21 protein-coding genes are annotated in these 26,403 nt (G+C 71.3%); 11 read left to right on the plus strand and 10 right to left on the minus strand.

From position 1 onward, the window contains the following. Positions 1-16: 16 nt before the first annotated feature. Positions 17-511, plus strand: coding sequence for an RNA-binding S4 domain-containing protein (locus IE274_RS17565; RefSeq protein WP_229909620.1), 495 nt, complete (start codon positions 17-19; stop codon positions 509-511). 37 nt (positions 512-548) lie between these two features. On the opposite strand, the gene IE274_RS17570 is transcribed toward IE274_RS17565, so the two are convergent. Then, positions 549-1,550 (minus strand): acyltransferase domain-containing protein, encoded by a 1,002-nt coding sequence (locus IE274_RS17570; RefSeq protein ID WP_190116720.1) that lies wholly within the window; start codon positions 1,548-1,550, stop codon positions 549-551. Between the two features lie 77 nt (positions 1,551-1,627). Here IE274_RS17570 and IE274_RS17575 point away from each other — a divergent pair, with 77 nt between their 5' ends. Then, positions 1,628-1,885, plus strand: coding sequence for a DUF6343 family protein (locus tag IE274_RS17575; protein ID WP_190116721.1), 258 nt, complete (start codon positions 1,628-1,630; stop codon positions 1,883-1,885). 76 nt (positions 1,886-1,961) lie between these two features. On the opposite strand, the gene IE274_RS17580 is transcribed toward IE274_RS17575, so the two are convergent. The 4 genes from IE274_RS17580 to IE274_RS17595 all read right to left on the minus strand — a co-directional run bounded on the left by IE274_RS17580 (position 1,962) and on the right by IE274_RS17595 (position 4,606). Then, positions 1,962-2,378 carry a tetratricopeptide repeat protein gene (locus IE274_RS17580; RefSeq protein ID WP_190116722.1) on the minus strand — a complete coding sequence of 139 codons (417 nt, stop codon included), beginning with the start codon at positions 2,376-2,378 and terminating at the stop codon, positions 1,962-1,964. 116 nt (positions 2,379-2,494) lie between these two features. Continuing rightward, the gene (locus IE274_RS17585) at positions 2,495-2,875 is read right to left on the minus strand and encodes a DUF3592 domain-containing protein (RefSeq protein WP_190116723.1); all 381 of its coding nucleotides are present in this window, start codon (positions 2,873-2,875) and stop codon (positions 2,495-2,497) included. A 92-nt stretch (positions 2,876-2,967) separates the two neighbouring features. Next, positions 2,968-3,576 carry a dephospho-CoA kinase gene (coaE, locus tag IE274_RS17590; protein ID WP_190116724.1) on the minus strand — a complete coding sequence of 203 codons (609 nt, stop codon included), beginning with the start codon at positions 3,574-3,576 and terminating at the stop codon, positions 2,968-2,970. A 91-nt stretch (positions 3,577-3,667) separates the two neighbouring features. After that, positions 3,668-4,606, minus strand: a complete 939-nt coding sequence (locus IE274_RS17595) for a PAC2 family protein (RefSeq protein WP_190116725.1) — start codon at positions 4,604-4,606, stop codon at positions 3,668-3,670. 340 nt (positions 4,607-4,946) lie between these two features. Between IE274_RS17595 and IE274_RS17600 the strand changes: the two genes are divergently transcribed. Continuing rightward, positions 4,947-5,921 (plus strand): right-handed parallel beta-helix repeat-containing protein, encoded by a 975-nt coding sequence (locus IE274_RS17600; protein ID WP_190116726.1) that lies wholly within the window; start codon positions 4,947-4,949, stop codon positions 5,919-5,921. 154 nt (positions 5,922-6,075) lie between these two features. Here the strand turns inward: IE274_RS17600 and rpsA are convergent, their stop codons facing one another. Next, the gene (gene rpsA / locus IE274_RS17605; RefSeq protein ID WP_190116727.1) at positions 6,076-7,587 is read right to left on the minus strand and encodes a 30S ribosomal protein S1; all 1,512 of its coding nucleotides are present in this window, start codon (positions 7,585-7,587) and stop codon (positions 6,076-6,078) included. Positions 7,588-7,876: 289 nt separating this feature from the next. Here rpsA and IE274_RS17610 point away from each other — a divergent pair, with 289 nt between their 5' ends. Both IE274_RS17610 and IE274_RS17615 read left to right on the plus strand, forming a co-directional pair. Further along, on the plus strand, positions 7,877-8,785 hold the full coding sequence (locus IE274_RS17610) for a class I SAM-dependent methyltransferase (protein ID WP_372447019.1): 909 nt from the start codon (positions 7,877-7,879) through the stop codon (positions 8,783-8,785). 185 nt (positions 8,786-8,970) lie between these two features. After that, the gene (locus IE274_RS17615) at positions 8,971-11,634 is read left to right on the plus strand and encodes an ATP-dependent RNA helicase (protein ID WP_190116729.1); all 2,664 of its coding nucleotides are present in this window, start codon (positions 8,971-8,973) and stop codon (positions 11,632-11,634) included. A 59-nt stretch (positions 11,635-11,693) separates the two neighbouring features. Here the strand turns inward: IE274_RS17615 and pgfA are convergent, their stop codons facing one another. The 4 genes from pgfA to polA all read right to left on the minus strand — a co-directional run bounded on the left by pgfA (position 11,694) and on the right by polA (position 17,966). Continuing rightward, positions 11,694-12,701, minus strand: a complete 1,008-nt coding sequence (gene pgfA, locus IE274_RS17620; RefSeq protein WP_190116730.1) for a cell envelope lipid trafficking protein PgfA — start codon at positions 12,699-12,701, stop codon at positions 11,694-11,696. Positions 12,702-12,712: 11 nt separating this feature from the next. Further along, positions 12,713-12,847, minus strand: coding sequence for an SPW_0924 family protein (locus tag IE274_RS17625; protein WP_190116731.1), 135 nt, complete (start codon positions 12,845-12,847; stop codon positions 12,713-12,715). Between the two features lie 160 nt (positions 12,848-13,007). After that, a complete protein-coding gene (locus IE274_RS17630; protein WP_190116732.1) occupies positions 13,008-14,753 on the minus strand; it encodes a lytic transglycosylase domain-containing protein in 1,746 nt (581 codons plus the stop codon). A gap of 552 nt (positions 14,754-15,305) precedes the next feature. Beyond that, positions 15,306-17,966: a DNA polymerase I gene (gene polA, locus IE274_RS17635; protein ID WP_229909644.1), complete on the minus strand. Its 2,661-nt coding sequence runs from the start codon at positions 17,964-17,966 to the stop codon at positions 15,306-15,308. A 231-nt stretch (positions 17,967-18,197) separates the two neighbouring features. Here polA and IE274_RS17640 point away from each other — a divergent pair, with 231 nt between their 5' ends. From IE274_RS17640 to IE274_RS17665, 6 genes are all read left to right on the plus strand, one after another. Then, complete coding sequence (locus tag IE274_RS17640) at positions 18,198-20,492, plus strand: FdhF/YdeP family oxidoreductase (protein WP_190116734.1); 2,295 nt, start codon at positions 18,198-18,200, stop codon at positions 20,490-20,492. 82 nt (positions 20,493-20,574) lie between these two features. Further along, positions 20,575-21,081 carry a PaaI family thioesterase gene (locus IE274_RS17645; RefSeq protein WP_190116735.1) on the plus strand — a complete coding sequence of 169 codons (507 nt, stop codon included), beginning with the start codon at positions 20,575-20,577 and terminating at the stop codon, positions 21,079-21,081. 141 nt (positions 21,082-21,222) lie between these two features. Continuing rightward, the gene (locus IE274_RS17650) at positions 21,223-21,627 is read left to right on the plus strand and encodes a hypothetical protein (protein ID WP_190116736.1); all 405 of its coding nucleotides are present in this window, start codon (positions 21,223-21,225) and stop codon (positions 21,625-21,627) included. A 702-nt stretch (positions 21,628-22,329) separates the two neighbouring features. Further along, positions 22,330-23,556 carry a branched-chain amino acid ABC transporter substrate-binding protein gene (locus IE274_RS17655; protein WP_190116737.1) on the plus strand — a complete coding sequence of 409 codons (1,227 nt, stop codon included), beginning with the start codon at positions 22,330-22,332 and terminating at the stop codon, positions 23,554-23,556. Between the two features lie 91 nt (positions 23,557-23,647). Beyond that, on the plus strand, positions 23,648-24,577 hold the full coding sequence (locus IE274_RS17660; RefSeq protein ID WP_190116738.1) for a branched-chain amino acid ABC transporter permease: 930 nt from the start codon (positions 23,648-23,650) through the stop codon (positions 24,575-24,577). Between the two features lie 5 nt (positions 24,578-24,582). Continuing rightward, a complete protein-coding gene (locus tag IE274_RS17665; protein WP_229909621.1) occupies positions 24,583-26,400 on the plus strand; it encodes a branched-chain amino acid ABC transporter permease in 1,818 nt (605 codons plus the stop codon). The last annotated feature ends 3 nt before the right edge of the window (positions 26,401-26,403 follow it).

The raw sequence follows: 26,403 nt of genomic DNA on the forward strand, positions 1-26,403 counted from the left end.
GCACTAAGGTCGACGCATGGCTTCGGAGACTTCACCGGGTACGGGCGGCGGCACCGTGCGCGTCGACAGCTGGATCTGGTCCGTACGACTGGTCAAGACCCGTTCGGCGGGCGGCGCGGCCTGCAAGGGCGGCCACGTCCGGGTCAACGGCGAACGCGTGAAGCCCGCGTACGGCGTGAAGGAGGGCGACGAGGTCCGCCTGCGCCAGGCCGGCGGCCGCGAACGCGTCGTGATCGTCAGACGCCTCATCCGCAAGCGGGTCGGCGCGCCGGTCGCGATCGAGTGCTACGTGGACAACAGCCCGCCCCCGCCCCCGCGCGAGGCGGTGGCCCCCGCAGGCATCCGCGACCGCGGCACGGGCCGCCCCACGAAGCGGGACCGCCGGGACATGGACCGCCTACGGGCTCTCAACTCCCGTACGGGCCCGACGCTTTCGGCGCCGCCGACGCGTGGGGACGAGCCCGCGCCTCAAGAGCCCGGCCGGGGTGGTTCCAGCCCGTCCGACGGTTGAGGGGACGGGGACGGGGACGGGGACGGGGACGGGGACGCTACAGCGGAAACCAGCCGTGCCCCTCGTACCAATGCCCCCCACCCCGAAGATGATCCCCCACAGCGCGCTCCACCCGAGTCCGCCGGGGCAACCCCGCCACCGGCAGATCCCGGTCCCCGAACACGAACCCCACGGGCAGCCGATCGTCCGGCCCCTCCCCCGCGTACGTGTCCGCGAGCCGGAACCGCTCCTGAAACCGCACGATGTTGGCCGCCCCCGGCAGATACCGCTTCAACTGCGGATCAAGCAGCCAAGAGTGACAGACGACCACGTCGTACCGCTCCCGGGGAAAGTGCCGGGGAAAGAACTCCCGAGCCATCTCGACGGACCGTTCACACGCGGCATCGGACATCGGTCCGAGAAAATCGGGGATGTGCACGCTCAGGCACAGATCCCCGCCCCCGGCCTCGCCCCCCGCGCCGGCAACGGCGGCGGCCATCCGCTCCCCGAGCACAGCCCGCTGGAACTGCAACCGTCCCAGCTGATAGAGCTCGCCCCGGAAGTGCCACGCGTGCCACCCGGGCACAGGCACCCCCCGGCCACCATGCCGCCGCCGATGGACGGCCATATGCCGCCCCAGATCGGCAAGGGTGCGCCGTGACACGTCATCGGGCACACCGTGGCGCCGGTGGTAGTCCCGCACCTCGGGCAGCGCGGCGACAAAGACGAAGACGTGGAAGCAACTGCCGAGCTCCCCCAGGCCCGCGGGCAGAACGGGCAGCCGCACCTCGCGCCCGGGCTCGCCCAGGTCCCGCAGCAGCAGAGCGACACACCGCGCGAGAAGCCACCGCGCGTCCGGGTCACCAAGGACCCGCGCACGCAGGCCGACCAGCGCGTTGATGTCCTCATGCGGCACGGCGAGGTCAAGTAGGACGTCGGGCAGCTCATCGGCGTCCGGCAGGACGACTTCGGCGACCGGCTCCCCCACGCCGTCCAGACTCTTCAGCCAAGCGGCGAGCGCCTCATCGGTCTCGGCCGCGGCCCGCAGTACGTCCAGCACAGCTCCACCTGCCCCTGGGTCGGCCCTTCCGTTCGGCCCGTGCCGGGTGGACCCTGGAAGGAGGAGATGACGTTCCCATGCGCACAGGCAGTGAACCGGTGACGGCACGCAGCCCGCTGCGCATGCGCTTCTGGTTCAGCGTATGGGGGCTGCTCTGGGCGGCCGCGGGGACGGTGGCGTTCGCGCTGGCCGGGCGCCCGCAGTGGGCGGTGGCATGCGGGGTGCTGTGCCTGGTGGTGATCGTCGACATGACGCTGGTCGTACGCCACATCCGCCAGGGCCCGCACTACCAGCCGGGCCGGCACGTACCGCCGTACGATCCGCCGGGAACCTGACCCCGAGCCGCTGCCGAAGCCCCGACGGCGACACCACGGCCCGCCCCCGCCGAGGCCGGGCGGCCCCACAGCCCGGCTACCGCCCGCCCCCCGGCGACACACCGTCTCCGACGCCCCCGGCCCCGCCTTCGTCCCCGTCGAACCGCGCCGCCGCCAGATAGTCCGGCTGCGGGTCGAGCGCGGCGGCGAGCCGGAAGTGGCGGCGGGCCTGGTCGGGCCGTGCGGCGCGCTCGTAGGTGCGGGCGAGGGCGAAGTGCGCGAACGCGTTGTCCGGCTCGCGCTCCAGGACGATGCTGAACTCCAGCTCGGCGGCGCGCAGTTGGGCGGCGGCGAAGAAGGCGCGGGCGCGCAGGAGCCGCGCGGCGGTGTTCTCCGGATGGGCGGCGATGACGGAGTCCAGCAGCTTCACCGCACCCCGCGGGTCCCGGGCGGCGAGCAGTTGCTCGGCCGCGCGGAAATCGATGACATGGCTCTCCGGGCTGCTTTCGGGCACGCCGGACTCCTTCCCTCGCTCCTCCGCGTCAACACACCACCCCGTCCGGCATATTCCAAGGCCGGACGGGCACTCACGTCCGGGGCCGGGCCGCCGGGTCCAGGGCAGGACCGGGGTCAGCCCACCATGCCCAGCGCGAGGCCCACGATCACCAGGCCCGCCCCCGCCGCCACGAACGCCCGGTCCAGGCCGCGCCGTTCCCGGCCGAGGAGCACGACCTCGCGGGGGTCGTCGGCGTCGTAGGCGATGCGCACCCGGTCCCCGGCACGCAGGGGCCGCCGCCGGTTCGCGGGCACCGGTGAGACGACCTCAAGGACCCGCCCGTCGGCGGTCTCGAACTGCAGCGTCGGCCGGTCGGCTCCTTGCGGCACCGCCTTGACCAGTGCCTCCGTGGTCTCTCCGGCCTCGGTGAGATGTCGGGTGCGCTGCAGCCCGTACGCGCCCGCGAGCAGCGCGACGAGCCCGCCCAGGGTGGTGAACGCCGCCAGTACGACCACAAAGCCCGCCCTTCTCCGCGCCCTCCGCGCGCCCGCGCCCGCTGTGCCCTCCGCGCCGGTCGCGCCGGTCGCGCCGACCCGTCGGACCGGCCCTAGGCGCCCCCGGCGCGCTGCCGCAGCTCCCGCCACACCTCGTCCACGCGCGGCACCAGCCGTTCCAGGGGGCCGTCGTTGTCGATGACGATGTCGGCGATCGCCAGGCGCTTCTCGCGGGTCGCCTGGGCGGACATCCGGGCGCGGGCGTCGTCCTCGGTCATGCCGCGCAGCCGCAGCAGCCGGTCGAGTTGGGTCTCGGGGCGGGCGTCGACGACGACCACGACGTCGTACAGCGGCGCGAGGCCGTTCTCCGCGAGCAGCGGCACGTCGTGCACGACCACCGGGTCCCCGGCGGCCTCGGCGGCGCGCTCCAGTTCCGCGGAGCGGGCGCCGACCAGGGGGTGCACGATCGCGTTGAGCGCGGCCAGCCGCTCCGGGTCGGCGAAGACGATCGCGCCGAGCTTCGGGCGGTCCAGGGAGCCGTCGGCGGCGAGGACCTCAGGACCGAACGTCCCGACGACCGCGGCCAGGCCCTCGGTGCCGGGCGCCACCACCTCGCGGGCGATGCGGTCGGCGTCCACGAGCACGGCGCCGCGCTCCACGAGCAGCCGTGACACTTCACTCTTGCCGGCACCGATCCCGCCGGTCAGCCCCACTTTCAGCATGACCGGCAGCTTATGCGCCCGCCCTCGCCGTGTCTGCCGGACCCCACCCGTCCCCCGTCCCCCGTCCCCCGTCCCTCATGCCTGTCGGCTCTCAGCCGTCGCCCTCGCGCTCGGCGAGGAAGCGCTCGAACTCGCGGCCGATCTCGTCCGCGGACGGGATGTCCACGGGCTCGGCGAGCATGTTGCCGCGCGCGTCGGCGCCCGCCGCCGCGTCGTACTGGTGCTCAAGTCCCTGGACGAGCGCGACCAGTTCCTCGTCGCCCTCCTGGACCTGCCGGTCGATCTCGGTCTGCGTGCGGTGCGCCTCGGTGCGCAGCGCGTGCGCGACGCCGGGCAGGACCAGGCCGGTGGCGGCGGTGATCGCCTCCAGGACGGTCAGGGCTGCGTCCGGGTACGTGGAACGCGCGATGTAGTGCGGGACGTGCGCGGCGACGCCGAGCACGTCGTGGCCCGCTTCCGCGAGGCGGTACTCGACCAGCGCCTCCGCGCTGCCCGGCACCTGCGCCTCGTCGAAGGGGCTGGAGTGGCCCGGCACCAGGTCCGTGCGGTTGCCGTGCGGGGTGAGGCCCACGGGCCGCGTGTGCGGTACGCCCATGGGGATGCCGTGGAAGTTCACGGAGAGCCGCACGCCGAGGCGTTCGACGATCTCCCTGACGGCCGCGGCGAAGCGCTCCCACTCTATGTCCGGCTCGGGGCCGGAGAGCAGCAGGAAGGGCGCGCCGGTGGCGTCCTGGAGGAGGCGGACGTCCAGCGTCGGCACCTCGTAGTCGCTCCAGCGGTCGCGCCGGAACGTGAGCAGCGGGCGCCGGGCGCGGTAGTCCACGAGCCGGTCGTGGTCGAAGCGGGCGACGACCTGCCCGGGAAGGCTGTCCACGAGCCGCTCGACGACCTGGTCGCCGGTCTCGCCCGCGTCGATGTATCCGTCGAAGTGGTAGAGCATGACCAGACCGGCCGACTCCTGGGCGAGTGCCATGTCGACGACAGCGAGGCCCTTCGGCTCCCATGCGTACAAACCCTGCGGATCTAGCACTGTGACCGCTCCTCCTCGTGTTCATTGAGCAGAACGCGCCTCGCGGGGCGGGCATTCCCCGCCGCGCGCATTCACAGCCACGGCTGATCCGTTTCCTACCGACCCCTGGATCCGGATCGCATCCGTGAACTCCCCGTACACCACGGCGAGTTCATGACGCACCCCGATCCCGGCGCCCTGTTCCCGCCCCTCCAGGTACAGACCTTGACGCGGACATGCCCCACCTTTACCGTCACGAGGCAGTGGAGTGTTCAGAATGACGCCCATAGTTCATGTACAAGAACTCGCACGAGAGCCATCAGACATCCGCAGCAGCCCCCAACGGGAAGGCAACCCCACGATGCGCACCCGCTTCCTCATCGCCGCGCTCTCCGCCACCGCCGCCACGGGCGGACTGACCGCGGCCGCATACGCGACTCCGGCGCCCTCGGCCCCCCGCCCGGCCGCCACCATCGAGGTCTCCACCGCCGCCCAGCTCAAGTCGGCGCTCGGCGAGGCAGGCCCGGGGGACACGATCCACCTCGCCGACGGCACCTACTCGGGGAACTTCAAGACCTCCGTCGCCGCGAGCTCCGGCTCCCGCGTCACGCTGACCGGCTCCTCGAAGGCCGTCCTCACGGCGGGCGGCGGCTACGGCCTGCACCTGAACGGCGCCTCGTACTGGACCGTCAAGGGCATCACCGTCACCGGCGGCCAGAAGGGCATCATGATCGACTCCGCGAAGGGGGTCGTGGTGGACGGCGTGACCGTCCACGGCCTCGACATGGAGGGCGTCCACTTCCGCAAGTCGAGCCCCGACGGCGTGATCAAGAACTCGAGGATCTACGACACGGGCAACGACGACCGCGGCATGGGCGAGGGCGTGTACGTCGGCAGCGCGGGCGGCCTCTCGGACAAGAGCGACAACGTACAGATCCTGAACAACGTCATCGGCCCGGACGTCGGCGGCGAGGCCATCGACCTCAAGGAGGGCACGAAGGGCGGCCTGGTCTCGGGCAACACCTTCGACGGCAAGGGCCTGACCGGCAACAACTTCGACGACTCATGGATCGATGTGAAGGGCAACAACTACGTCATCGAGGGCAACACCGGCAAGAACACCACGAACAACGGCTTCGAGACCCACACCCAGCAGTCGGGCTGGGGCTGCGGCACGGTCTTCCGCTCCAACAAGTCCGACTTGACGGGCGCCTCGGGCGACAAGCAACTGGCGATCAACGTGACGAACAACAGCTCCAGCTGCAAGACAACGGTCTACGCGAGCAACACGGTCAAGGCGGGCAAGGGCCTCACGAACGTCCCGGTAACCCCGTAACACCCAAGGGGCGCGGGGAACTGCGCGCCAAGCCCCCACGCACCCGCAGGAAACAGAGAACCCCCGGCACGAAGCGCCAAAAAGGAAACACTGTGGGCCCGCACCAACAGGTGCGGGCCCACAGTGTTCAGCTACAACCGCCTAGAGGCGAGCGTCAGCTCTGGCCACCGGCCAGCTTCTCGCGCAGAGCGGCCAGCGCCTCGTCCGAAGCAAGCGCGCCGGAGTTGTCCGGGCCCTCGGAGGAGTAGGAGCCGCCGCCACCGCCCGAGGCGGCCGGAGCCGCACCGGCCGGAGCCTCGTTGCCACCCTCGGCCGCCGCCTGGGCGTCGGCCTCGCGGGACTTGATGACCTGAGCCTGGTGCTGCTCGAAGCGCGTCTGCGCCTCGGCGTACTGGGTCTCCCAGGCCTCGCGCTGGGTCTCGTAGCCCTCGAGCCAGTCGTTGGTCTCGGGGTCGAAGCCCTCGGGGTAGATGTAGTTGCCCTGGTCGTCGTAGGACGCGGCCATGCCGTACAGGGTCGGGTCGAACTCGACGGCCGACGGGTCGGCGCCGAAGGACTCGTTGGCCTGCTTCAGCGACAGCGAGATCCGGCGACGCTCAAGGTCGATGTCGATGACCTTGACGAAGATCTCGTCGTTGACCTGGACGACCTGCTCCGGGATCTCCACGTGGCGCTCGGCCAGCTCGGAGATGTGGACCAGGCCCTCGATGCCCTCGTCGACGCGCACGAACGCACCGAACGGAACGAGCTTGGTGACCTTACCGGGAACGACCTGCCCGATCTGGTGCGTGCGGGCGAACTGCTGCCACGGGTCTTCCTGCGTCGCCTTGAGCGACAGGGAGACGCGCTCGCGGTCCATGTCCACGTCGAGAACCTCGACGGTGACTTCCTGGCCGACCTCGACAACCTCGGAGGGGTGGTCGATGTGCTTCCAGGACAGCTCGGACACGTGCACGAGACCGTCGACGCCGCCGAGGTCCACGAACGCACCGAAGTTGACGATCGAGGAAACGACGCCGGAGCGGACCTGGCCCTTCTGCAGGGTCGTGAGGAAGGTCTGGCGGACCTCGCTCTGGGTCTGCTCGAGCCAGGCACGGCGGGACAGGACCACGTTGTTGCGGTTCTTGTCCAGCTCGATGATCTTGGCCTCGAGCTCCTTGCCCACGTAGGGCTGAAGGTCGCGGACACGGCGCATCTCGACCAGGGAGGCCGGGAGGAAGCCGCGGAGGCCGATGTCGAGGATGAGACCACCCTTGACGACCTCGATGACGGTACCGGTGACGATCCCGTCTTCTTCCTTGATCTTCTCGATGGTGCCCCAGGCACGCTCGTACTGGGCGCGCTTCTTCGAGAGGATCAGGCGGCCTTCCTTGTCCTCCTTCTGGAGAACAAGGGCCTCGATCTCGTCACCGACGGCGACGACCTCGTTGGGGTCGACGTCGTGCTTGATGGAGAGCTCGCGGCTCGGGATGACGCCTTCGGTCTTGTAACCGATGTCGAGCAGGACCTCGTCCCGGTCGACCTTCACGATGACGCCGTCGACGATGTCGCCGTCGTTGAAGTACTTGATCGTCTCGTCGATCGCGGCGAGGAAGGCTTCCTCGTTACCGATGTCGTTGACCGCTACCTGCGGAGTGGTGGCGGTGGTCTCGGTGCTGCTCGTCATGTGGGAAAGGGCTCCGGTACGGACATTGAAGTCGTAGGTACTGCTTACGCCGGAGCCCGTTTCGGTCTGCAGAAGCCGGACAGCTCAGGAGACGCGACTTCCTGATCCCGAAGGACACGGAAAGCGCCTCGATAACCGAGGGGACATACAACAGACGCGAGCGCAACCTGCTATGTCTGAGGAACGCAGGCCCGCAGCGCAACTTGTAGCATACGGGGGCTGTCGTACAGGGTCAATGCGCGAAGGCGCACACCCGGGGCGGATCGCCGCATACCCGGCACAAAACCTGTTGCATGAGGCCACACCGGCCGCATCGCGCCCTGCCGCGACGCACCCGCCGACGCCAGACGGCACAGTAACGACGATGGAGCGGATCATCCAAGAGCCCGACGCACCCGAACCCGAGGCCACCCGGCGTGACGCCGATGTCACGGAGAGCAGCCGCGCCAATCGCGGCTGGTGGGACCGGAACGCGGACGAGTACCAGATCGAGCACGGCACGTTCCTCGGGGACGACCGTTTCGTGTGGGGCCCCGAGGGGCTCGACGAGGTCGAGGCGGAGCTGCTCGGCCCGCCGGAGGAGCTGAAGGGCAAGGACGTCCTGGAGATCGGCGCGGGCGCCGCCCAGTGCTCGCGCTGGCTCGCCGCGCAGGGCGCACGGCCGGTCGCCCTCGACCTCTCCCACCGCCAGCTCCAGCACGCCCTGCGGATCCAGGAGGGCGCCGCGGGCCGGGTGCCGCTGGTGGAGGCCGACGCGGGCGCGCTGCCGTTCGCGGACGGCTCCTTCGACCTCGCCTGCTCCGCGTACGGGGCGCTGCCGTTCGTCGCCGACCCGGTGCGGGTCCTGCGGGACGTGCGGCGCGTGCTGCGGCCCGGCGGGCGCTTCGTCTTCTCCGTCACGCACCCGATCCGCTGGGCGTTCCCGGACGAGCCGGGCCCCGAGGGGCTCTCGGTGGCGGCCTCGTACTTCGACCGCACTCCCTACGTCGAGCAGGACGAGGAGGGGCGCGCGGTGTACGTCGAGCACCACCGGACGGTCGGGGACCGGGTGCGGGACGTGGTCGCGGGCGGGTTCCGCCTGGTGGACCTGGTGGAGCCGGAGTGGCCCGCCTGGAACACCCAGGAGTGGGGCGGCTGGTCCCCGCTGCGCGGGAACCTCATCCCCGGCACGGCGATCTTCGTGTGCGAGCGGGACTGAGGCCGCCCTTCGGGAGGGGCGAGCGGGACTGAGCCGCCCTTCGAGCGCGGGCCGGACCGAGGGCGTCTCCCGGCTGCGGGCCGGACTGAGGCCGCGCTTCGGGGGCGGGCGGCACCGGGGCCGTCTCCCGGCGGCGGCTGCGGCCTCGGTTCCGGCGCCGCCCGGTGGCGTACGAGACTGGGGGCGTGATCCGTGACGACGCCCTGAGACTGCCTGTTCGCGAAGCGCTGCCTGCCCTGCGGTCGGCCCTGGAGGGGCCGGGGTGCGCCGTGCTGTGCGCGCCGCCCGGCACGGGCAAGACGACGCTCGTGCCGCTGGCGCTCGCGGGTCTGGTGCCCGGTCTCGGTGCCGAGGGCGGTGCGGTACGCCGTGTCGTCGTCGCCGAGCCGCGGCGCATCGCCGCCCGGGCCGCCGCACGGCGGATGGCGTGGCTGCTCGGTGAGAAGGTCGGCCGGAGCGTCGGTTACACGGTGCGCGGCGAGCGCGTGGTGGGGCCGCACACGCGCGTGGAGGTCGTCACGACCGGGGTGCTGCTGCAGCGGCTCCAGCGGGACCAGGAGCTCGCGGGCGGCGGCGGGGGCCGCGCGGTTGACGCAGTGGTGATCGACGAGTGCCACGAGCGGCATCTGGACGCGGACACGGTCGCCGCCTTCCTGGTCGACGTGCGCGAGACGCTGCGGCCCGGGCTGCGGCTGGTGGCGGCGTCGGCGACGACGGACGCCGAGGGGTGGGCGCGGATCCTCGGCGGCGCCCCCGTGGTGGCCGCGGCCGGGACCGCGCACCCCGTGGACGTGGTGTGGGCGCCGCCCGCGCGGCCTGTACGGCCGCCGCACGGCATGCACGTCGATCCGGTGCTGCTCACGCATGTGGCGTCGGTGGTGCGGCGGGCGCTGCGGGAGCGGGACGGGGACGTGCTGTGCTTCCTGCCGGGGGTCGGTGAGATCGGCCGGGTGGCGGGGCAGCTCGGGGAGCTGGGCGGGGTCGAGGTGCTGCAGGTGCACGGGCGGGCTCCGGCCGCCGTGCAGGACGCGGTCCTCGCGGGCGGTGAGCGGCGCCGGGTCGTCCTCGCCACGTCCGTGGCCGAGTCGTCCCTGACGGTGCCGGGGGTGCGGGTCGTCGTCGACTCCGGGCTCGCGCGGGAGCCTCGGGTCGACCATGCGCGCGGGCTCAGCTCCCTCACCACCGTGCGGGCCTCGCAGGCCGCCGGCCGACAGCGGGCCGGGCGGGCCGGGCGGGAGGCGCCGGGGGCCGTGTACCGGTGCTGGGCCGAGGCGGAGGACGCGCGGCTGCCGCGGTTCCCGGCGCCGGAGATCAAGGTGGCCGACCTGACGGCGTTCGCCCTCCAGGCCGCGTGCTGGGGCGCCCCCGGTGCGGCCGGGCTCGCGCTCCTCGACGCGCCGCCCGCCGGGGCGATGGCCGCCGCGCGGGACGTGCTCGTGGCCGTCGGCGCGGTGGACGGGGTGAGCGGGCGGGTCACCGAGCGGGGCGTACGCCTTTCCCGGGTCGGGGTCCATCCTCGGCTCGCCCGGGCCCTCCTCGACGCGGCGCCCCGGGTCGGCGCCCGGCGGGCCGCGGAAGCCGTCGCCCTGCTCAGCGAGGAGCCTCCCCGTGAGTACGGGGACGACCTCGCGGCGGGGCTCCGGGCCGCCCGGCGGGGCGCCGACGCCTATGCCGCGCGCTGGCGGGGGGAGGTGGGACGCCTCGCCTCGGCCGTCGGCGCCACGTCGGCCGTGTCCACGCCCACCGGCGGTGCGGGGTCGGCCCGTGCCACATCCGGAACCGGGGGCGCCGACGCTCCCGGCGGCGGGGCCCACGCCCGCTACCCGGAACCGGACGTCGACGCTCCCCGAGGCGGGGTCCCCGACGACCTCGTCGTCGGTCTCGTCGCCGCCCTCGCCTTCCCCGAGCGCCTGGCCCGGCGTGCCGACGACGGGACCTATCTGATGGTCGGGGGGACCCGGGCCGAGGTGGGGGGCGGGTCCGGGCTCGGCGGGGCCGGTTGGGTAGCGGTGGCGGTGGCCGATCGGGCCGCGGGGGCCGGGCATGCCCGGGTGCGGTGGGGGGCCGTTGTCGACGAGGGGGTCGCTCGGGCGGCCGCCGCGTCGATGTACGCCGAGGGGGACGAGGTCGCCTGGACCGACGGGGAGCTGGTCGCGCGGCAGGTGGAGCGGCTCGGGGCGGTGGAGCTGGTGGTGCGGCCGCTGCGGGAGCCGGACCCCGGGCTCGTACGGGCGGCGCTGGTGGAGGGGCTGCGGCGGGACGGGCTCGGGCTGCTGCGGTGGGATCGGGACGCCGTCGCCCTGCGGGACCGGCTGCGGTTTCTGCGGCGGCACGTCGGGGAGCCCTGGCCGGACGTGTCGGACGCGGCGCTCCTGGAGCGCGCCGACGACTGGCTCGAACCCGAGCTGGGCCGCGCCCGGCGCCGCGCCGACCTCGGCCGGATCGCCGCCGGTCAGGCCCTCACGCGGCTGCTGCCGTGGGCCACGGGCGAGGCGGTCCGCCTGGACGCGCTCGCGCCGGAGCGGGTGGAGGTGCCGAGCGGGTCACGTGTCCGCGTCGACTACACGGACCCCGAACAGCCCGTTCTCGCCGTGAAGCTGCAGGAGATGTTCGGGCTCGACGACACCCCGCGCGTGGCGGGCGTACCCCTCCTCGTCCATCTGCTGTCGCCCGCGGGGCGCCCGGCCGCCGTCACCGCCGACCTCGCCTCCTTCTGGCGCGACGGCTACCGCGCGGTCCGCGCCGAGCTGCGCGGGCGCTACCCGAAGCATCCGTGGCCGGAGGATCCGGCCGGGGCGGCGCCGACCCGCTACACCAAGGCCCGGCAGGAGCGCGCCCAGCAGGGGTGAGGGGTCGGGCGGCGGGCGGCGACCAGCCCCCTGGGTTCGCCCGCCGCCCGGGCTCGGTGTCACGCGTTGGCGGGCTGCGGCTCGGGCTCCGCTGCCGCCGTCGGCGCCGGGTCGCCGGGCCTGCGGCTGCGGGCCTCCAGCCACAGGGCGAGAGCGAGGAGCAGCACGCCGAGGCCGAGCAGGCCCCAGGGCAGGTACGAGGTCATGAGCAGGACCAGGACGCGCTGGGACTTGACCAGGTCGACGGTGCTCTTGATGTAGTCCTCGCGCATCTTCACGTGCCCCGCGAAGACCGTGACCTTGTCGCGGCCGCCCAGCAGGGTGCCGCCGCGCAGTTCGTTCCGCTGGATCTCCTCGCCGTAGACGGGTGCCCCGGTGGTCGGGTCGACCCAGAACTTGCGGACCGTGGTGTACCAGCGCGTGGTGCCGGTCTTGGCGAGGGACTCCGGGGTGATGCCCTTGACCGGCATCGTCTTGGGGAAGGGGACCTTCGTCCAGGGGATGGTCTGCTCGAAGTAGTAGACCCGCACGCCGCGGAAGTCCTGGGTGCCCTTGTAGTGGATGGGCCTGGTGATGCGGGCCTGCGCGTCGAAGTACTCGTAGTCCCGCTTCTCGGTCAGGAAGGGCCACTTGAACTCGATGCCCTCGCGCTTGACGGGGTCGCCGTCGACCATCTCGCCGGTGGCGTGCACGGGTTCCTGGCTGTGCGCGTCGAAGATGTAGCGCTCGGGGATCTTGGAGACCATCTTGCCCTCGGCGTCCTGTACGTAGGAGAGGGCGTCCCAGACGACGACATCGCGGGAAGAGTCCCCATCGTTCTTCTCGATCCTCTCCGACGCCTCCACGTTGCCCTTGAGGGTCTGCACGATGGTGACCTTGGGGACCTTCTTGGCCTTCATCGTGCCGTAGTCGATGAGCGTCGGATTCTTCGCCTCCAGGACCGCGTCCTGGTACTGGTTCGGTGGGATCTTGACCAGGCGCGGGAAGGCGTACCAGCGCAGCAGCGGGGACATGGCCGCGCAGAACACGGCGACGGCGAGCAGGACCAGGCTGGCCTTGCGGCGCATCTCGGCCCTCCCTACGGGTGCTTGGGGACGGTGGTGAGCAGCGGCTTGGGCGAGGTCTCACCGGACGGGGCGCCGATGGCCGTGATCGTCAGGACCAGGGCGAAGGCGACGGCGAGGCCGGTGGCGGCGGCGATGAGGGCGCGCATGCGGGCCTCCCGAGGCGGCTGGAACCGGGAACTGACTGTTCGTCAGGGCGGGGGCACCGTAGCAACGGACAGGCCAGATGAGAACACGTTGCACAAACGCGGACCGCCCCCGGCCCGTTGCGGGCCGGAGGCGGTCGGGGTGCTGTGTGCGGGTGGCCGCTCACGCGGCGGGCGCCGCCACCTTCAGTTCGACGGTGAGCGTGGCGCCGCCGTTGGTGACGATGCGCAGGAGGTACGTCCCGGCGGTGTCGTCGGCGTACATCTTCGGCAGCAGCAGCTTGCCGTCCTCGTCGGTCTTGAGGCCCTTGAGGGTGCGCACGGGCTTGCCGTCCGCGTCCTTGAAGTAGGGACCCTTGTCGTTGGCGGTGGAGTCCTGCGCCGACTTGATCATGGTGGCGGTGGCGGCGACGCCTTCGGCGCTCTCGCCCTTGTACGTCGCCTTGACCTCGACCTGGTCGGCGAAGGCCTTGCCGGGCTCACAGGTCAGCGCCTTGTCGCTGGTGCGGACCAGGGCGTCGGCCTGGCGCGCGGTGACGGTCGCGGGGACCTCCACAGCGGTCAGGGAGCGGTCCACGACCCGGGCGCGGACGGTGAACTCACCGGTCTGCTCGCCCGCTTCGACGACCGGAGCCGTGGCCGTGCCGGTGCCGCTCGTGGTGACGGTGACGCTGCGCGCGCCGCCCTCGAACCGGGTGTCCGTGTCGCCGGAGACGGTGAACCGCACCTTGACCTTGGGCACTCCGATGCCGTTGCGGTTCTCCGCCTTGGCCGCGACCCGCCCGGCGAAGGCGTCGCCCGCGGTCGCCGTGAGCTCCGCGGCGCCCGCGTTCTTCAGGCGGGAGACCTGCTCGGACGGCGACGGCTTGGGGGGCTTCGGCGGCTTGGGCGTGCCGGGGTCGCCGCCGGGCTTGGGCGGCTTCGGGGTCTCGGAGCCGCCACCGGGCTTGCCGGGGGGCTTGGAGTCGCCGCCGGGCGTCTTGCCGGGCTCGTGCGGCTTCGGCAGCTGCTTCGGCGGGGTGGTGGCCGGCGGAGTGGGCCGGACGGGCCGCGTCGAGGGGCCGGGCGTGGGCCGGGACTCGTCGCTGCGGTCGTCGGGCAGGACGCCGGAGCCGTCGGGGACCTCGTGGGTGCCCTTGCGGTAGTACTCCAGCCACGACAGGACCGTGTTCAGGTACTCCGTGGAGCGGTTGTAGCTGAGGATCGCCGCGTGCAGGTCGTCCTTGTCGGCGAGGTCGCGGCCGCCCGCGCACAGGTAGTGGGCGGCGCCGAGCGCGGCGTCGTAGATGTTGTTCGGGTCCTTCTTGCCGTCGGCGTTGCCGTCCTGCTGCCAGCTCGCCCACGTCGAGGGGATGAACTGCATGGGGCCGACGGCGCGGTCGTGCGTGGTGTCGCCGTCGAAGGCGCCGCGGTCGGTGTCGGTGATCTTCGCGAAGCCGTTGCCGTCGAGGACCGGGCCGAGGATGGGCGTGAGCGTCGTGCCGTCGGCGTCGACGCGGCCGCCGCGGGCCTGGCCGGACTCGACCTTGCCGATGGCGGCGAGCAGTTGCCAGGGCAGGTTGCAGCCGGGCCGGGAGGTGCGCACGGCCGCTTCGGCCTTCTTGTACGCGTCCAGGACGGTGGCGGGCAGGCCCGCTTCCTTGTCGCCTATGGCCACGCCGCCGCCGGGCTTGGAGCTCGGCGGGACGGGGCTGTGCAGCGGCGGGAGGTCCGTGTAGTACGGCGAGTCACCGGTGGCGGAGTCGCCGTCCGGGGACGGCGAGGTGTCCGCGGCGCCCGCCCGGTCGTCCCGCGCCTGGTCGTTGGTCACGCCCGGGGCCTGCGAGGCGGCCAGCGCCGCCACCGCCGCGGCGGCGACCGCGGTGGTCACCGCGGTCCTGCGCACCCGACTGCCGAATACCGCCGCCATGTCCGTGACCCCTCCCCTTGACGACCCAGCCCGTGCGTCCCGGCGCACCCGCGCGCCCTTGACGGGACGACTCAGGCGACACTACGACAACTTCCGGAGCCCAGACACCCGTTCGTGCGCCTTTCTGGCCGGGGGCCTCGGGCTGTGTCACGGATGCCCCCGGCGTGGCATGCCGTCGATCGCCTGTCGGCTCGTCCTCAACCGCCGGACGGGCTGTGTTCACCTTGCCCGCGCATCATATGCGGCCCACAGGGTCACCCCGCTGCGGCCCACATGGTCACCCCGCCCCGTGATCGAGGACGAGTACGCAGCGCGATCGACGATGCCCCCAATCAAGCCCATCCGGCGATCGAGGACGAGCGCGCAGCGCGACCAAGGACGCCCCTAATTGAGCCCGTCCGGCAATCGAGGACGAGCGCACAGCGCGACCAAGGACGCCCCCTGATTGAGCCCGTCCGGCGATTGAGGACGAGCGCGCAGCGCGATCAAGGGCGCCCCGGGCAACGGAACCAGAAGCCCCACGCCCAGAGGCACCCCCACCCGAGCCGGAGGCTAATGCGCGGCCGACTCCCAGTCGGCCCCCACGCCCACAGACACATCCAACGGCGCTCGAAGCGAAACCGCTCCGGCCATCTCCCGCCGGACCAGCTCCTCCACGGCCGCCCGCTCCCCCGGAGCGATCTCGAGGACGACTTCGTCGTGGACCTGCAGCAGCATCCGCGAGGTCAGCTTCGCGTCGGTCAACGCCCGGTCCACGTTCAGCATCGCGATCTTGACGATGTCGGCCGCCGTGCCCTGGATCGGCGCGTTCAGCGCCATCCGCTCGGCCATCTCGCGCCGCTGCCGGTTGTCGCTGTTGAGGTCGGGCAGATAGCGGCGGCGCCCCAGCATCGTCTCCGTGTACCCCGTCGCACGCGCGTCGTCGACGACGCGGCGCAGATAGTCGCGCACCCCGCCGAAGCGCTCGAAGTACGTGTCCATCAGGCCGCGCGCCTCCCCCGCCTCGATGCCGAGCTGCTGGGACAGGCCGAAGGCCGAGAGGCCGTACGCCAGGCCGTACGACATGGCCTTGATCTTGCGGCGCATCTCCGCGTCGACGCCGGACCGCTCCACGCCGAACACCTGGGAGGCGACGGTGGTGTGCAGGTCCTCACCGGAGGTGAACGCCTCGATGAGGCCCGCGTCCTCCGACAGGTGCGCCATGACGCGCAGTTCGATCTGGCTGTAGTCGGCGGTCATCAGGGATTCGAAGCCCTCGCCCACGACGAAGCCGCGGCGGATGGCCCGGCCCTCGTCGGTGCGGACGGGGATGTTCTGCAGGTTCGGCTCCGTCGACGAGAGCCGGCCGGTGGCGGCCACCGTCTGGTTGTACGTCGTGTGGATGCGGCCGTCCGCGGCGATGGACTTGACCAGGCCCTCGACGGTGACGCGCAGCTTGGCCTGCTCGCGGTGGCGGAGCATGATCACGGGCAGTTCGTTGTCCGTCTGGGCGGCGAGCCAGGCGAGGGCGTCCGCGTCCGTGGTGTACCCGGTCTTCGTCTTCTTCGTCTTGGGCAGGCCCAGCTCGCCGAAGAGGACTTCCTGGAGCTGCTTGGGCGAGCCCAGGTTGAACTCGTGTCCGGCGGCGGCGTGCGCCTCCTTCACGGCCTGCTGCACGGCGCCCGCGAACTGCTGCTCCATGGACTCCAGATGGGCGCGGTCGGCCGCGATGCCGTGCCGCTCCAGGCGGGCCAGGAGCGTGGACGTGGGCAGCTCGACGTCCGTGAGGAGTCCGGCGGCGTTGACCTCCTTGAGGCGCTCGCCGAAGGCCGTGCCCAGGTCGAGAATGGTGCGGGCCCGCACCATCAGCGCGTCGGCCTCGGCGCCCTCTTCGTCCTCGGTGCCGAACGCCAGCTGCCCGTCGGCCGCCGCGGGCACCAGCTCGCGACCCAGATACTCCAAGGACAGCGCGTCCAGGTCGAAGGAGCGGCGCCCGGGCTTGACCAGATACGCGGCGAGCGCGGTGTCCATGGTGATGCCGTCGACGCTCCAGCCGTGCTCGGCGAAGACCCGCATCACGCCCTTGGCGTTGTTCAGGACCTTGGGCCTGTCCGCGTCGGCGAGCCAGCCCGCGAAGGCGTTCTCGTCGGCCTCGTCGAGCTGCGCCGGGTCGAACCAGGCCGCGGCTCCCCCGGCCGCGGCGAGCGCGACCTCGGTGACCGAACCGGTGCCGAGCTGCCAGGTGTCGACGGTGGCCAGGCCGAGGACCGCCGTGCCGTGCTCGCTGAGCCAGGGGGCGAGCTCGCCGGCGCCGAGGACGGCGCCGTCCAGGTCGATGCCCTCGGCGGCCGGGGCGGGCTCGGCCTCCTCGGCGCCCGGGTCGACGGCGAGGAGCCGCTCCCGCAGCGAGGGGTTGCGGATCTCCAGGGTGTCCAGGACGAGGGCGAGGCCCTTGCGGTCGTACGGGGCGCGGGCGAGCTCGTCGACGCCCTTGGGCAGCTCGACGTCGCGGACCATCTCGGTCAGGCGGCGGTTGAGCTTCACCGCGTCCAGGTGGTCGCGGAAGTTCTGCCCGGCCTTGCCCTTGACCTCGTCGGCGCGCTCGACCAGCTCCGCGAACGAACCGAACTGGTTGATCCACTTCGCGGCCGTCTTCTCGCCGACACCGGGGATGCCGGGGAGGTTGTCCGACGGGTCGCCGCGCAGCGCCGCGAAGTCCGGATACTGCGCCGGGGTCAGGCCGTACTTCTCCTCCACCTTCTCCGGCGTGAAGCGCGTCAGCTCCGAGACGCCCTTCGTCGGATACAGCACCGTCACGTGCTCGGTGATCAGCTGGAAGGAGTCACGGTCACCGGTGACGATCAGGACCTCGAAACCGGCCGCCTCCGCCTGCGTGGCCAGCGTGGCGATGACGTCGTCCGCCTCGAAGCCGTCGACGGCGAACCGCACGGCGTTCATCGAGTCGAGCAGCTCGCCGATCAGCTCGACCTGCCCCTTGAACTCGTCCGGGGTCTTGGAGCGGTTCGCCTTGTACTCACTGAACTCCGCGGAGCGCCAGGTCTTGCGCGAGACGTCGAACGCCACCGCGAAGTGCGTGGGCGCCTCGTCGCGCAGCGTGTTCGCCAGCATCGAAGCGAAGCCGTAGATCGCGTTCGTCGGCTGGCCCGTCGCCGTCGTGAAGTTCTCCGCGGGCAGCGCGAAGAACGCCCGGTACGCCAAGGAGTGCCCGTCCATCAGGAGCAGGCGCGGCCGCTCGCCGCCGCCGGCCGGGGCCGCCTTCCCCGTCTTCTTCGCGGTGCTCGCGACGGGCTCGGACTTCTTCTTCGCTGCTGTTTCTGCCACGCCCCCGATCCTGCCACGCCCCACTGACACTCAGGCCATCCCGAGCCCGGCGAGCAGTTGTGTCAGCCCCCCGTGGGAGGATCGGAGACGTACGTCACGTAGGCGCTCGAAGAGGAGCAGGCCATGGCCAGCAAGCCGCCCAAGGGTGATCCGGTCCAGGACGCGCCGCAGGTCACGGACGCCCCGCACGCCGCGGCCGGGCTGCCCGCCATCGGCCACACCCTGCGCATCGCACAGCAGCAGATGGGCGTGCGGCGCACGGCTCTCACCCTGCTGCGCGTCAATCAGAAGGACGGCTTCGACTGCCCCGGCTGCGCCTGGCCCGAGCCGGAGCACCGGCACAAGGCGGAGTTCTGCGAGAACGGCGCGAAGGCCGTCGCGGAGGAGGCGACGCTGCGCCGCGTCACGCCGGACTTCTTCGCCGCGCACCCGGTCTCCGACCTCGCCACGCGCAGTGGGTACTGGCTGGGCCAGCAGGGCCGCCTCACCCACCCCATGTACCTGGCGGAGGGCTCCGACCGCTATGAGGCGGTGCCGTGGGAGCGGGCCTTCGACATCGTCGCCGAGGAGCTGGCCGCCCTCGACTCCCCCGACGAGGCCCTCTTCTACACGTCGGGGCGCACCAGCAACGAAGCGGCGTTCCTGTACCAGCTGTTCGCGCGCGAGCTGGGCACGAACAACCTGCCCGACTGCTCGAACATGTGCCACGAGTCGTCGGGATCGGCCCTCACCGAGACCCTGGGCGTCGGCAAGGGCAGCGTCCTCCTGGAAGACCTCTACCAGGCGGACCTGATCATCGTCGCCGGGCAGAACCCGGGCACGAACCACCCGCGCATGCTCTCCGCCCTGGAGAAGGCGAAGAACAACGGCGCGCGGATCATCACGGTGAACCCGCTGCCCGAGGCGGGCCTGGAGCGCTTCAAGAACCCGCAGACCCCGCAGGGCATGCTCAAGGGCACCGCCCTCACCGACCTGTTCCTGCAGATCCGCCTCGGCGGCGACCAGGCCCTCTTCCGCCTCCTCAACAAGCTCGTCCTGGAGACCGAGGGCGCGGTCGACGAGGAGTTCGTACGCGAACACACCCATGGGTACGAGGAGTTCGCCGCCGCCGCCCGCGCCGCCGACTGGGACGAGACGCTGACGGCGACCGGCCTGGACCGCGCCCGCATCGAGGAGGCCCTGCGCATGGTGCTCGCCTCGAAGCGCACGGTGGTGTGCTGGGCGATGGGTCTGACGCAGCACAAGCACGCGGTGCCGACGATCCGCGAGGTCGTCAACTTCCTGCTCCTTCGCGGCAACATCGGGCGGCCCGGCGCGGGCGTGTGCCCGGTGCGCGGCCACTCCAATGTGCAGGGCGACCGCACGATGGGCATCTTCGAGCGGCCCGCGCCCGCGTTCCTGGACGCCCTGGAGAAGGAGTTCGGGTTCGCGCCGCCGCGCCACCACGGCCTGGACGTCGTCCGCGCCATCCGCGCGCTGCGCGACGGCGAGGCGAAGGTGTTCTTCGCGATGGGCGGCAACTTCGTGTCCGCGTCGCCCGACACGGAGGTCACGGAGGCGGCGATGCGACGCGCCCGCCTGACGGTGCACGTGTCCACGAAGCTCAACCGCTCGCACGTCGTGACCGGCGCGCGCGCCCTGATCCTGCCGACCCTCGGCCGCACCGAACGCGATCTTCAAGTCGGCCCGAAGGGGAAAACCGCCGAGCAGTTCGTGACCGTCGAGGACTCCATGGGGATGGTGCACGCCTCCCGTGGACGCCTGGAGCCCGCGAGCCCGCATCTGCTGTCCGAGCCCGCCATCGTGTGCCGCCTCGCCCGCAGCGTCCTCGGCCCCGAATCGGCTACGCCGTGGGAGGAGTTCGAGAAGGACTACGCCACGGTGCGCGACCGCATCGCCCGCGTGATCCCCGGCTTCGAGGACTTCAACGCGCGCGTGGCCCACCCCGGCGGCTTCGCCCTGCCGCACGCCCCGCGGGACGAGCGCCGCTTCCCGACGGCCACCGGCAAGGCCAACTTCACGGCCGCCTCCGTCGAGTACCCGGCGCTCCCCAAGGGGCGCCTGCTGCTCCAGACGCTGCGCTCCCACGATCAGTACAACACCACGATCTACGGCTTGGACGACCGCTACCGAGGCATCAAGAACGGCCGCCGCGTCGTCCTGGTCAACCCCGACGACGCCCGCGAGCTGGGCCTCGCCGACGGCTCGTACACCGACCTGGTCAGCGAGTGGCAGGACGGCGTCGAGCGGCGCGCGCCGGGCTTCCGCGTCGTGCACTACCCGACGGCGCCGGGCTGCGCGGCCGCGTACTACCCGGAGACCAATGTGCTGGTGCCGCTGGACGCCACGGCCGACACCAGCAACACCCCCGCCAGCAAGTCCGTGGTCGTACGCCTGGAACAATCGGCGACCGACTGAGCGTTCGCTCAGCGACCGGCGCGCCATCGCGGTGGCCGCCGCGGTTGTTGTCAGGTGTCGTCGACGAACGGAGCACGGCCCGATGGGTGAGCAGCACACGACGAAGTTCCCGCAAGAGGTCATCGACGAGTACGCCGCGCTCGGCGTCGACCTGCCCGCCCTGTTCTCCGCCGGGAACCTCGGCCGGCGCATGGGCGTGCAGATCCTGGAGGCCTCCGCCGAGCGCGTGGTCGGCACCATGCCCGTCGAGGGCAACACCCAGCCGTACGGCCTGCTGCACGGCGGCGCGTCCGCGGTCCTCGCCGAGACCCTCGGGTCGGTCGGCTCGATGCTGCACGGCGGCAGCCAGAAGCTCGCCGTGGGCGTCGACCTGAACTGCACGCACCACCGGGGGGTGCGCTCGGGCCTGGTCACGGGCGTGGCCACGCCGGTGCACCGGGGGCGCTCCACGGCGACGTACGAGATCGTCGTGAGCGACGAGGACGGCAAGCGGGTGTGCACCGCCCGCCTGACGTGCCTGCTGCGGCCGGTCGACGCGGTGCCCGACATCGACGGGGCGAACGCCGCGGGCGACGGCCCCACCGCCTGAACTCAAGCCGGAAGGGCGGGCGGCGGCAGCACAGCCCGGCCGCCCGCCGGAAGGGGGCGCCCGGAGCGTTGCCGGAGCGGGCGCCCTCGGCCTAGCGCCAGAGCGTTGCCGGAGCGGGCGCCCCCGGCCTAGCGTCGACGCATGAGGCCCCGCAGGCTCCGCCGTGCGCTCGCTCTCGCCGCCACCCTCTGCGTCCTCCTGCCCGTCGCCGCCGGCTGCGGGGACTCGGGCACCGGCCACGCCCAGGGCGCCCGCACTCCGAAGACCCCCGCCCCGCGCACCACGTCCCCCGAGGACCTGTGCGCGATCCTCATCGTCAAGTGGGGGCGCGACGTCTACGACTTCGGCAAGGAGCCCTACGGCGACTACCAGAACCAGGGCCTGTCGAACGGCCAGTACGAGATCCTGCTCGACGTCCTGAAGGCCGCGAAGGCCGAGCGCGAGCGCCACGGGGCCGACGCGGGCCGGAACCTGATGCGCCGCCAGGCCCGCGAGAAGTGCGACGACCGCTACCGTGACGGCGGCCCCGGCCCAAACCCCTGGTAGCGCACGGGCGGACGCCCTCGCTCCGCCCCACGCCGAGCCCCCGCCCCGCCCAACTCCCCCCGCCCGCACGGCCCGACGGGAACAAGCCCCGACACGGCCATGCCCGGATATCGGACACGAGTCGTCACCAACCGTATCCGGAGCACGCCACCCGGGCACCGCACCACCGCACCCGTGCGCACACCGTGGTCTTCACCTCAAAAACAGGAGTGCTACGCAAAAACACTCCTGACCGCGCACATTCGCGAAAGCGGAAAAGTGGCACGGAATGCCGGACTCCCTTTTCGTCCAAGTAACGCTGCGTAATGCGCGCGCAATCCGCTCGCGACCCGCCCGAAGCACGCCACGCAACGCAAAAGATCATTTCCGGGCGTTCGGCTCCGCATACCCCCCGAACACGGCTGTCATGAGTGAAACCACTTAACGCTCCTGCACGGATTCCATGGGCGGGATCTGCCGAAGCGTGCATATTCCGCCACAACCGACCCCTGCGTGCCAGCGCGGAATACTCCGTGGCATAACAAGAGCGTCACAGCCTTGGCTCGACCACTCCACCTGGATCAATTGCCCCCTTAGAGTCACGGCCAGTCACCGCGCCGCCGGGCGCGAACTGAATTGCACGGCCCGGTACCACCACCAGTACGGCCCGGCGATCTTCACGGCTCCTCCGCAGAGGGGACCGCGCCAGGGAAAGGACCCATCGTGCGAAACCGTTCCGCGCTCATCCTCACCACGGTGTTGACCACGGGGGCACTCACCCTCACCGCCTGCGGGTCGCGCGACAAGGACAAGGACAAGGACTCCGGGGACAAGACCACGGTCACCATCGGCTTCGACGCCCCCCTGACCGGCGACCTGTCCGCGCTCGGCATCGGCATGCGCAACTCCGCCGAGCTCGCCGTCAAGACCGCCAACAAGGAGAACACGGTCGACGGCGTCGAGTTCAAGCTGGAGCCCCTCGACGACCAGGCCCAGCCCTCCGTCGGCGGCCAGAACGCCCAGAAGTTCATCAGCAACGAAGACGTCATCGGCGTCGTCGGCCCGCTGAACTCCAGCGTCTCCCAGTCGATGCAGAAGCCCTTCAACGACGCCAGCCTCACCCAGATCTCGCCCGCCAACACCGGCACCGAGCTGACCCAGGGCGACGGCTGGAAGAAGGGCGACAAGAAGCGCCAGTTCAAGACCTTCTTCCGCACCGCCACCACCGACCAGGTCCAGGGCCAGTTCGCCGCCCAGTACCTGTTCCAGAAGGCGAAGATCAAGAAGGTCTACCTGATCGACGACCAGAAGACCTACGGCGCCGGCCTCGCCGCGTCCTTCAAGGACACCTTCACCAGCCTCGGCGGCAAGATCGTCGGCCAGGACCACGTCAACCCCGAAGACCGCGACTTCAAGTCCGTCGCCTCCAAGGTCAAGGGCAAGGGCGCCCAAGCCGTCTACTACGGCGGCGAATACCCCGCCGCCGCCCCCCTGAGCCAGCAGCTCAAGGAATCCGGCGCCGACGTGCCCCTCATGGGCGGCGACGGCATGAAGAGCGACGAGTTCCCCAAGCTCAACAAGAAGGCCGAAGGCGACTTCGGCACCTCCGTCGGCGCCCCCGTCGAGGAACTCCCCTCCGCGAAGAAGTTCATCTCGGAATACAACAAGAACTACAAGGAAAACATGGAGACCTACGGTGGCGGCACCTACGACGCCACCTGGGCGATCATCGAAGCCGTGAAGATCGCCGTCGACGAAAACGACGGAGAGCTCCCCGACGACGGTCGCGAGAAGGTCCTCGCCAGCATGAGCAAGGTCAAGTTCGACGGCGTCACCGGCAGCGTCTCCTTCGACGAGTACGGCGACACCACGAACACGATGATGACCGCGTACGAGGTCAAGAACAACAAGTGGGAATCCAAGTTCAGCGAGGCCTACAAGCCCCGGTAAATCTCACGCACACCCATTGACTCAAGACCGCGCGGGAAGCGCTACCAGCGCTCCCGCGCGGTGCCATATCCGAACCAACGGAGGCCCTGCGGTGAACGAACTGCCGCAACAGCTGGCCAATGGACTCATCCTCGGCGCGATGTACGGTCTCATCGCGATCGGCTACACGATGGTCTACGGAATCGTCCAGCTCATCAACTTCGCCCACGGCGAGATCTTCATGGTCGGGGGCTTCGGCGCCCTCACCGTCTCCCTGTGGCTCCCCGAGGGATTCTCGCTGCTCGCCGCGATCCCACTCATGATCATCGGCGGCGTCATCGTCTCCGTCGCCGTCGGCACCGCGGCGGAACGCTTCGCCTACCGCCCCCTGCGCGGCGCACCACGCCTAGCCCCCCTCATCACCGCCATCGGCCTGTCCATCCTGCTCCAGCAGGCCGTCTGGAAGTGGTACCCCGAAGCCAAGAAGGACCGCACCTTCCCGCAGTTCAGCGGCGACCCCGTGCACATCCTCGGCGCCGACATCCAACGCGGCGACTTCTTCCTCATCCTCGCCGCCCCGCTCTGCATGCTCGCCCTCGCCTACTACGTCAACAAAACCCGCACCGGCCGCGGCATGCAGGCCACCGCCCAAGACCCCGACACCGCCAAGCTCATGGGCATCAACACCGACCGCATCATCGTCATGGCCTTCGCCATCGGCGCCGCGTTCGCCGCCGTCGCAGCCGTCGGCTACGGCCTCCACAACGGCCAAGTCGGCTTCAAAATGGGCTTCATCATGGGCCTCAAAGCCTTCACCGCAGCCGTCCTCGGCGGCATCGGCAACATCTACGGCGCCATGCTCGGCGGCATCGTCCTCGGCGTCGCCGAAGCCCTCGCCACCGGCTACATGGCCGACGTACCCGGCATGGAACAGTTCGGCGGCGGCGCCTGGAAGGACGTGTGGGCCTTCGCGCTCCTCATCCTCGTCCTGCTCCTGAGGCCCCAAGGCCTACTCGGCGAACGCGTCGCGGATCGGGCGTGATACCCATGACAACCCACACCACCGGAAACACGGCACAGCCCGGCAAGACCCCCGCGGCCCTGCCCACCTCCACCCTCCCCCTCCCCCCCGCCGTCGCCCGCATCGCCGTCCTCGCCGGCTCCGCCACGGCCCTCATCGGCACCTTCCTCGCCTGGACCTGGACCACCGACTTCCCCGGCGACCTCACCGTCACCGGCTACCCCGGCGGCCTCCAGATCATCACCCTCGTCGGCTCCGCCCTCACCCTGCTCTTCGCCCTCTCCGGCCAAGGCATCCGCGGACTCGGCTGGCTCACCCCCGGCGGCACCAACAGCCCCGTCGTCCTGCTCAGCCTCGGCGTCCTCGGCTCCACCGGCTACACCATGGGCGCCATCGCCGAACACCTCGGCGGCGTCGTCAACCTCGAACCCGGCGCCTGGATCTCCGGCATCGGCGCCCTCGTCGCCACCATCGGCGCCCTCGGACTCCCCTCCGACCTGCCCGCCGACGAACCCCACGCCAACCCCTGGCAGCGCCTGCGCGCCAGCCTCAAGGCACCCGCACCCAAGCGCGCCAAGACCCTGCCCGAATGGGTCGAAATCCTCATCATCGCCGTCGCGTTCGGCATCGGCCTCTACGTCTTCGCCTACGGCATCGAGGCCTACTCCGAACTCTTCATCGGCTTCCTCATCACCACCATCTTCGGCGCCACCGCGCTCAACCGCGCCGGACTCATCCCCCGCCTCAACACCCTCACCGTCAAACACCGCAACGTCACCTTCACCGCGGCCATCGTCGCCGCGGCCATGTTCCCCTTCACCCAGAGCGACGCCAGCTACGCCCTCATCGGCGTCAACATCCTCATCTTCGCCACCGTCGCCCTCGGCCTGAACGTCGTCGTCGGCCTCGCCGGACTCCTCGACCTCGGATACGTCGCCTTCCTCGGCGTCGGCGCCTACACCGCCGCCCTCGTCTCCGGATCGCCCGCATCCACCTTCGACGTCCACTTCCCCTTCTGGGCCGCCGTCCTCGCCGGCGCCGCCGCCTCCCTCGCCTTCGGCGTCATCATCGGCGCCCCCACCCTGCGACTGCGCGGCGACTACCTCGCCATCGTCACCCTCGGCTTCGGCGAGATCTTCCGCATCACCATGAACAACCTCAACGGCAGCGCCGGACCCGACCTCACCAACGGCGCCCAAGGCATCCCCAACATCCCCGACCTGGAAATCCTCGGCTGGAACCTCGGCGTCGAACACGAAGTGCTCGGCTTCACCCTCAGCAGGCCCGCCAACTACTACCTGCTGATGCTGTTCTTCACCGCCGTCGTCGTCCTCGTCTTCCGCCGCTCCGGGGAATCCCGCATCGGCCGCGCCTGGGTCGCCATCCGCGAGGACGAGACCGCCGCCACCGCCATGGGCATCAACGGCTTCCGCGTCAAACTCATCGCCTTCGCCCTCGGCGCCACCCTCGCCGGGTTCGCCGGCACCGTCCAGGCACACGTCTCGTACAGCATCACCCCCGAGCAGTACCTGTTCGCCAACACCGTGCCGCCCAACTCCGCCTTCCTGCTCGCCGCCGTCATCCTCGGCGGCATGGGCACCATCAGCGGACCCCTCATCGGCGCGGCCCTGCTCTACCTCATCCCGGCCAAACTCCAGTTCCTGGAGGACTACCAGCTCCTGCTGTTCGGCCTCGCGCTCATCCTGCTCATGCGCTTCCGGCCCGAAGGCCTCGTCGCCAACAAGCGCGCCCAGCTCGAATACCACGAGACCGACCAACTCGACGTACCCGACCAGCAGAAACTGCCCGAAGGAACCGTCGGCGCCAGCAAGGCGGGGGCGTGACCA

It is taken from the genome of Streptomyces flavofungini (assembly GCF_014650815.1).
Taxonomy (GTDB): Bacteria; Actinomycetota; Actinomycetes; order Streptomycetales; family Streptomycetaceae; genus Streptomyces; species Streptomyces flavofungini.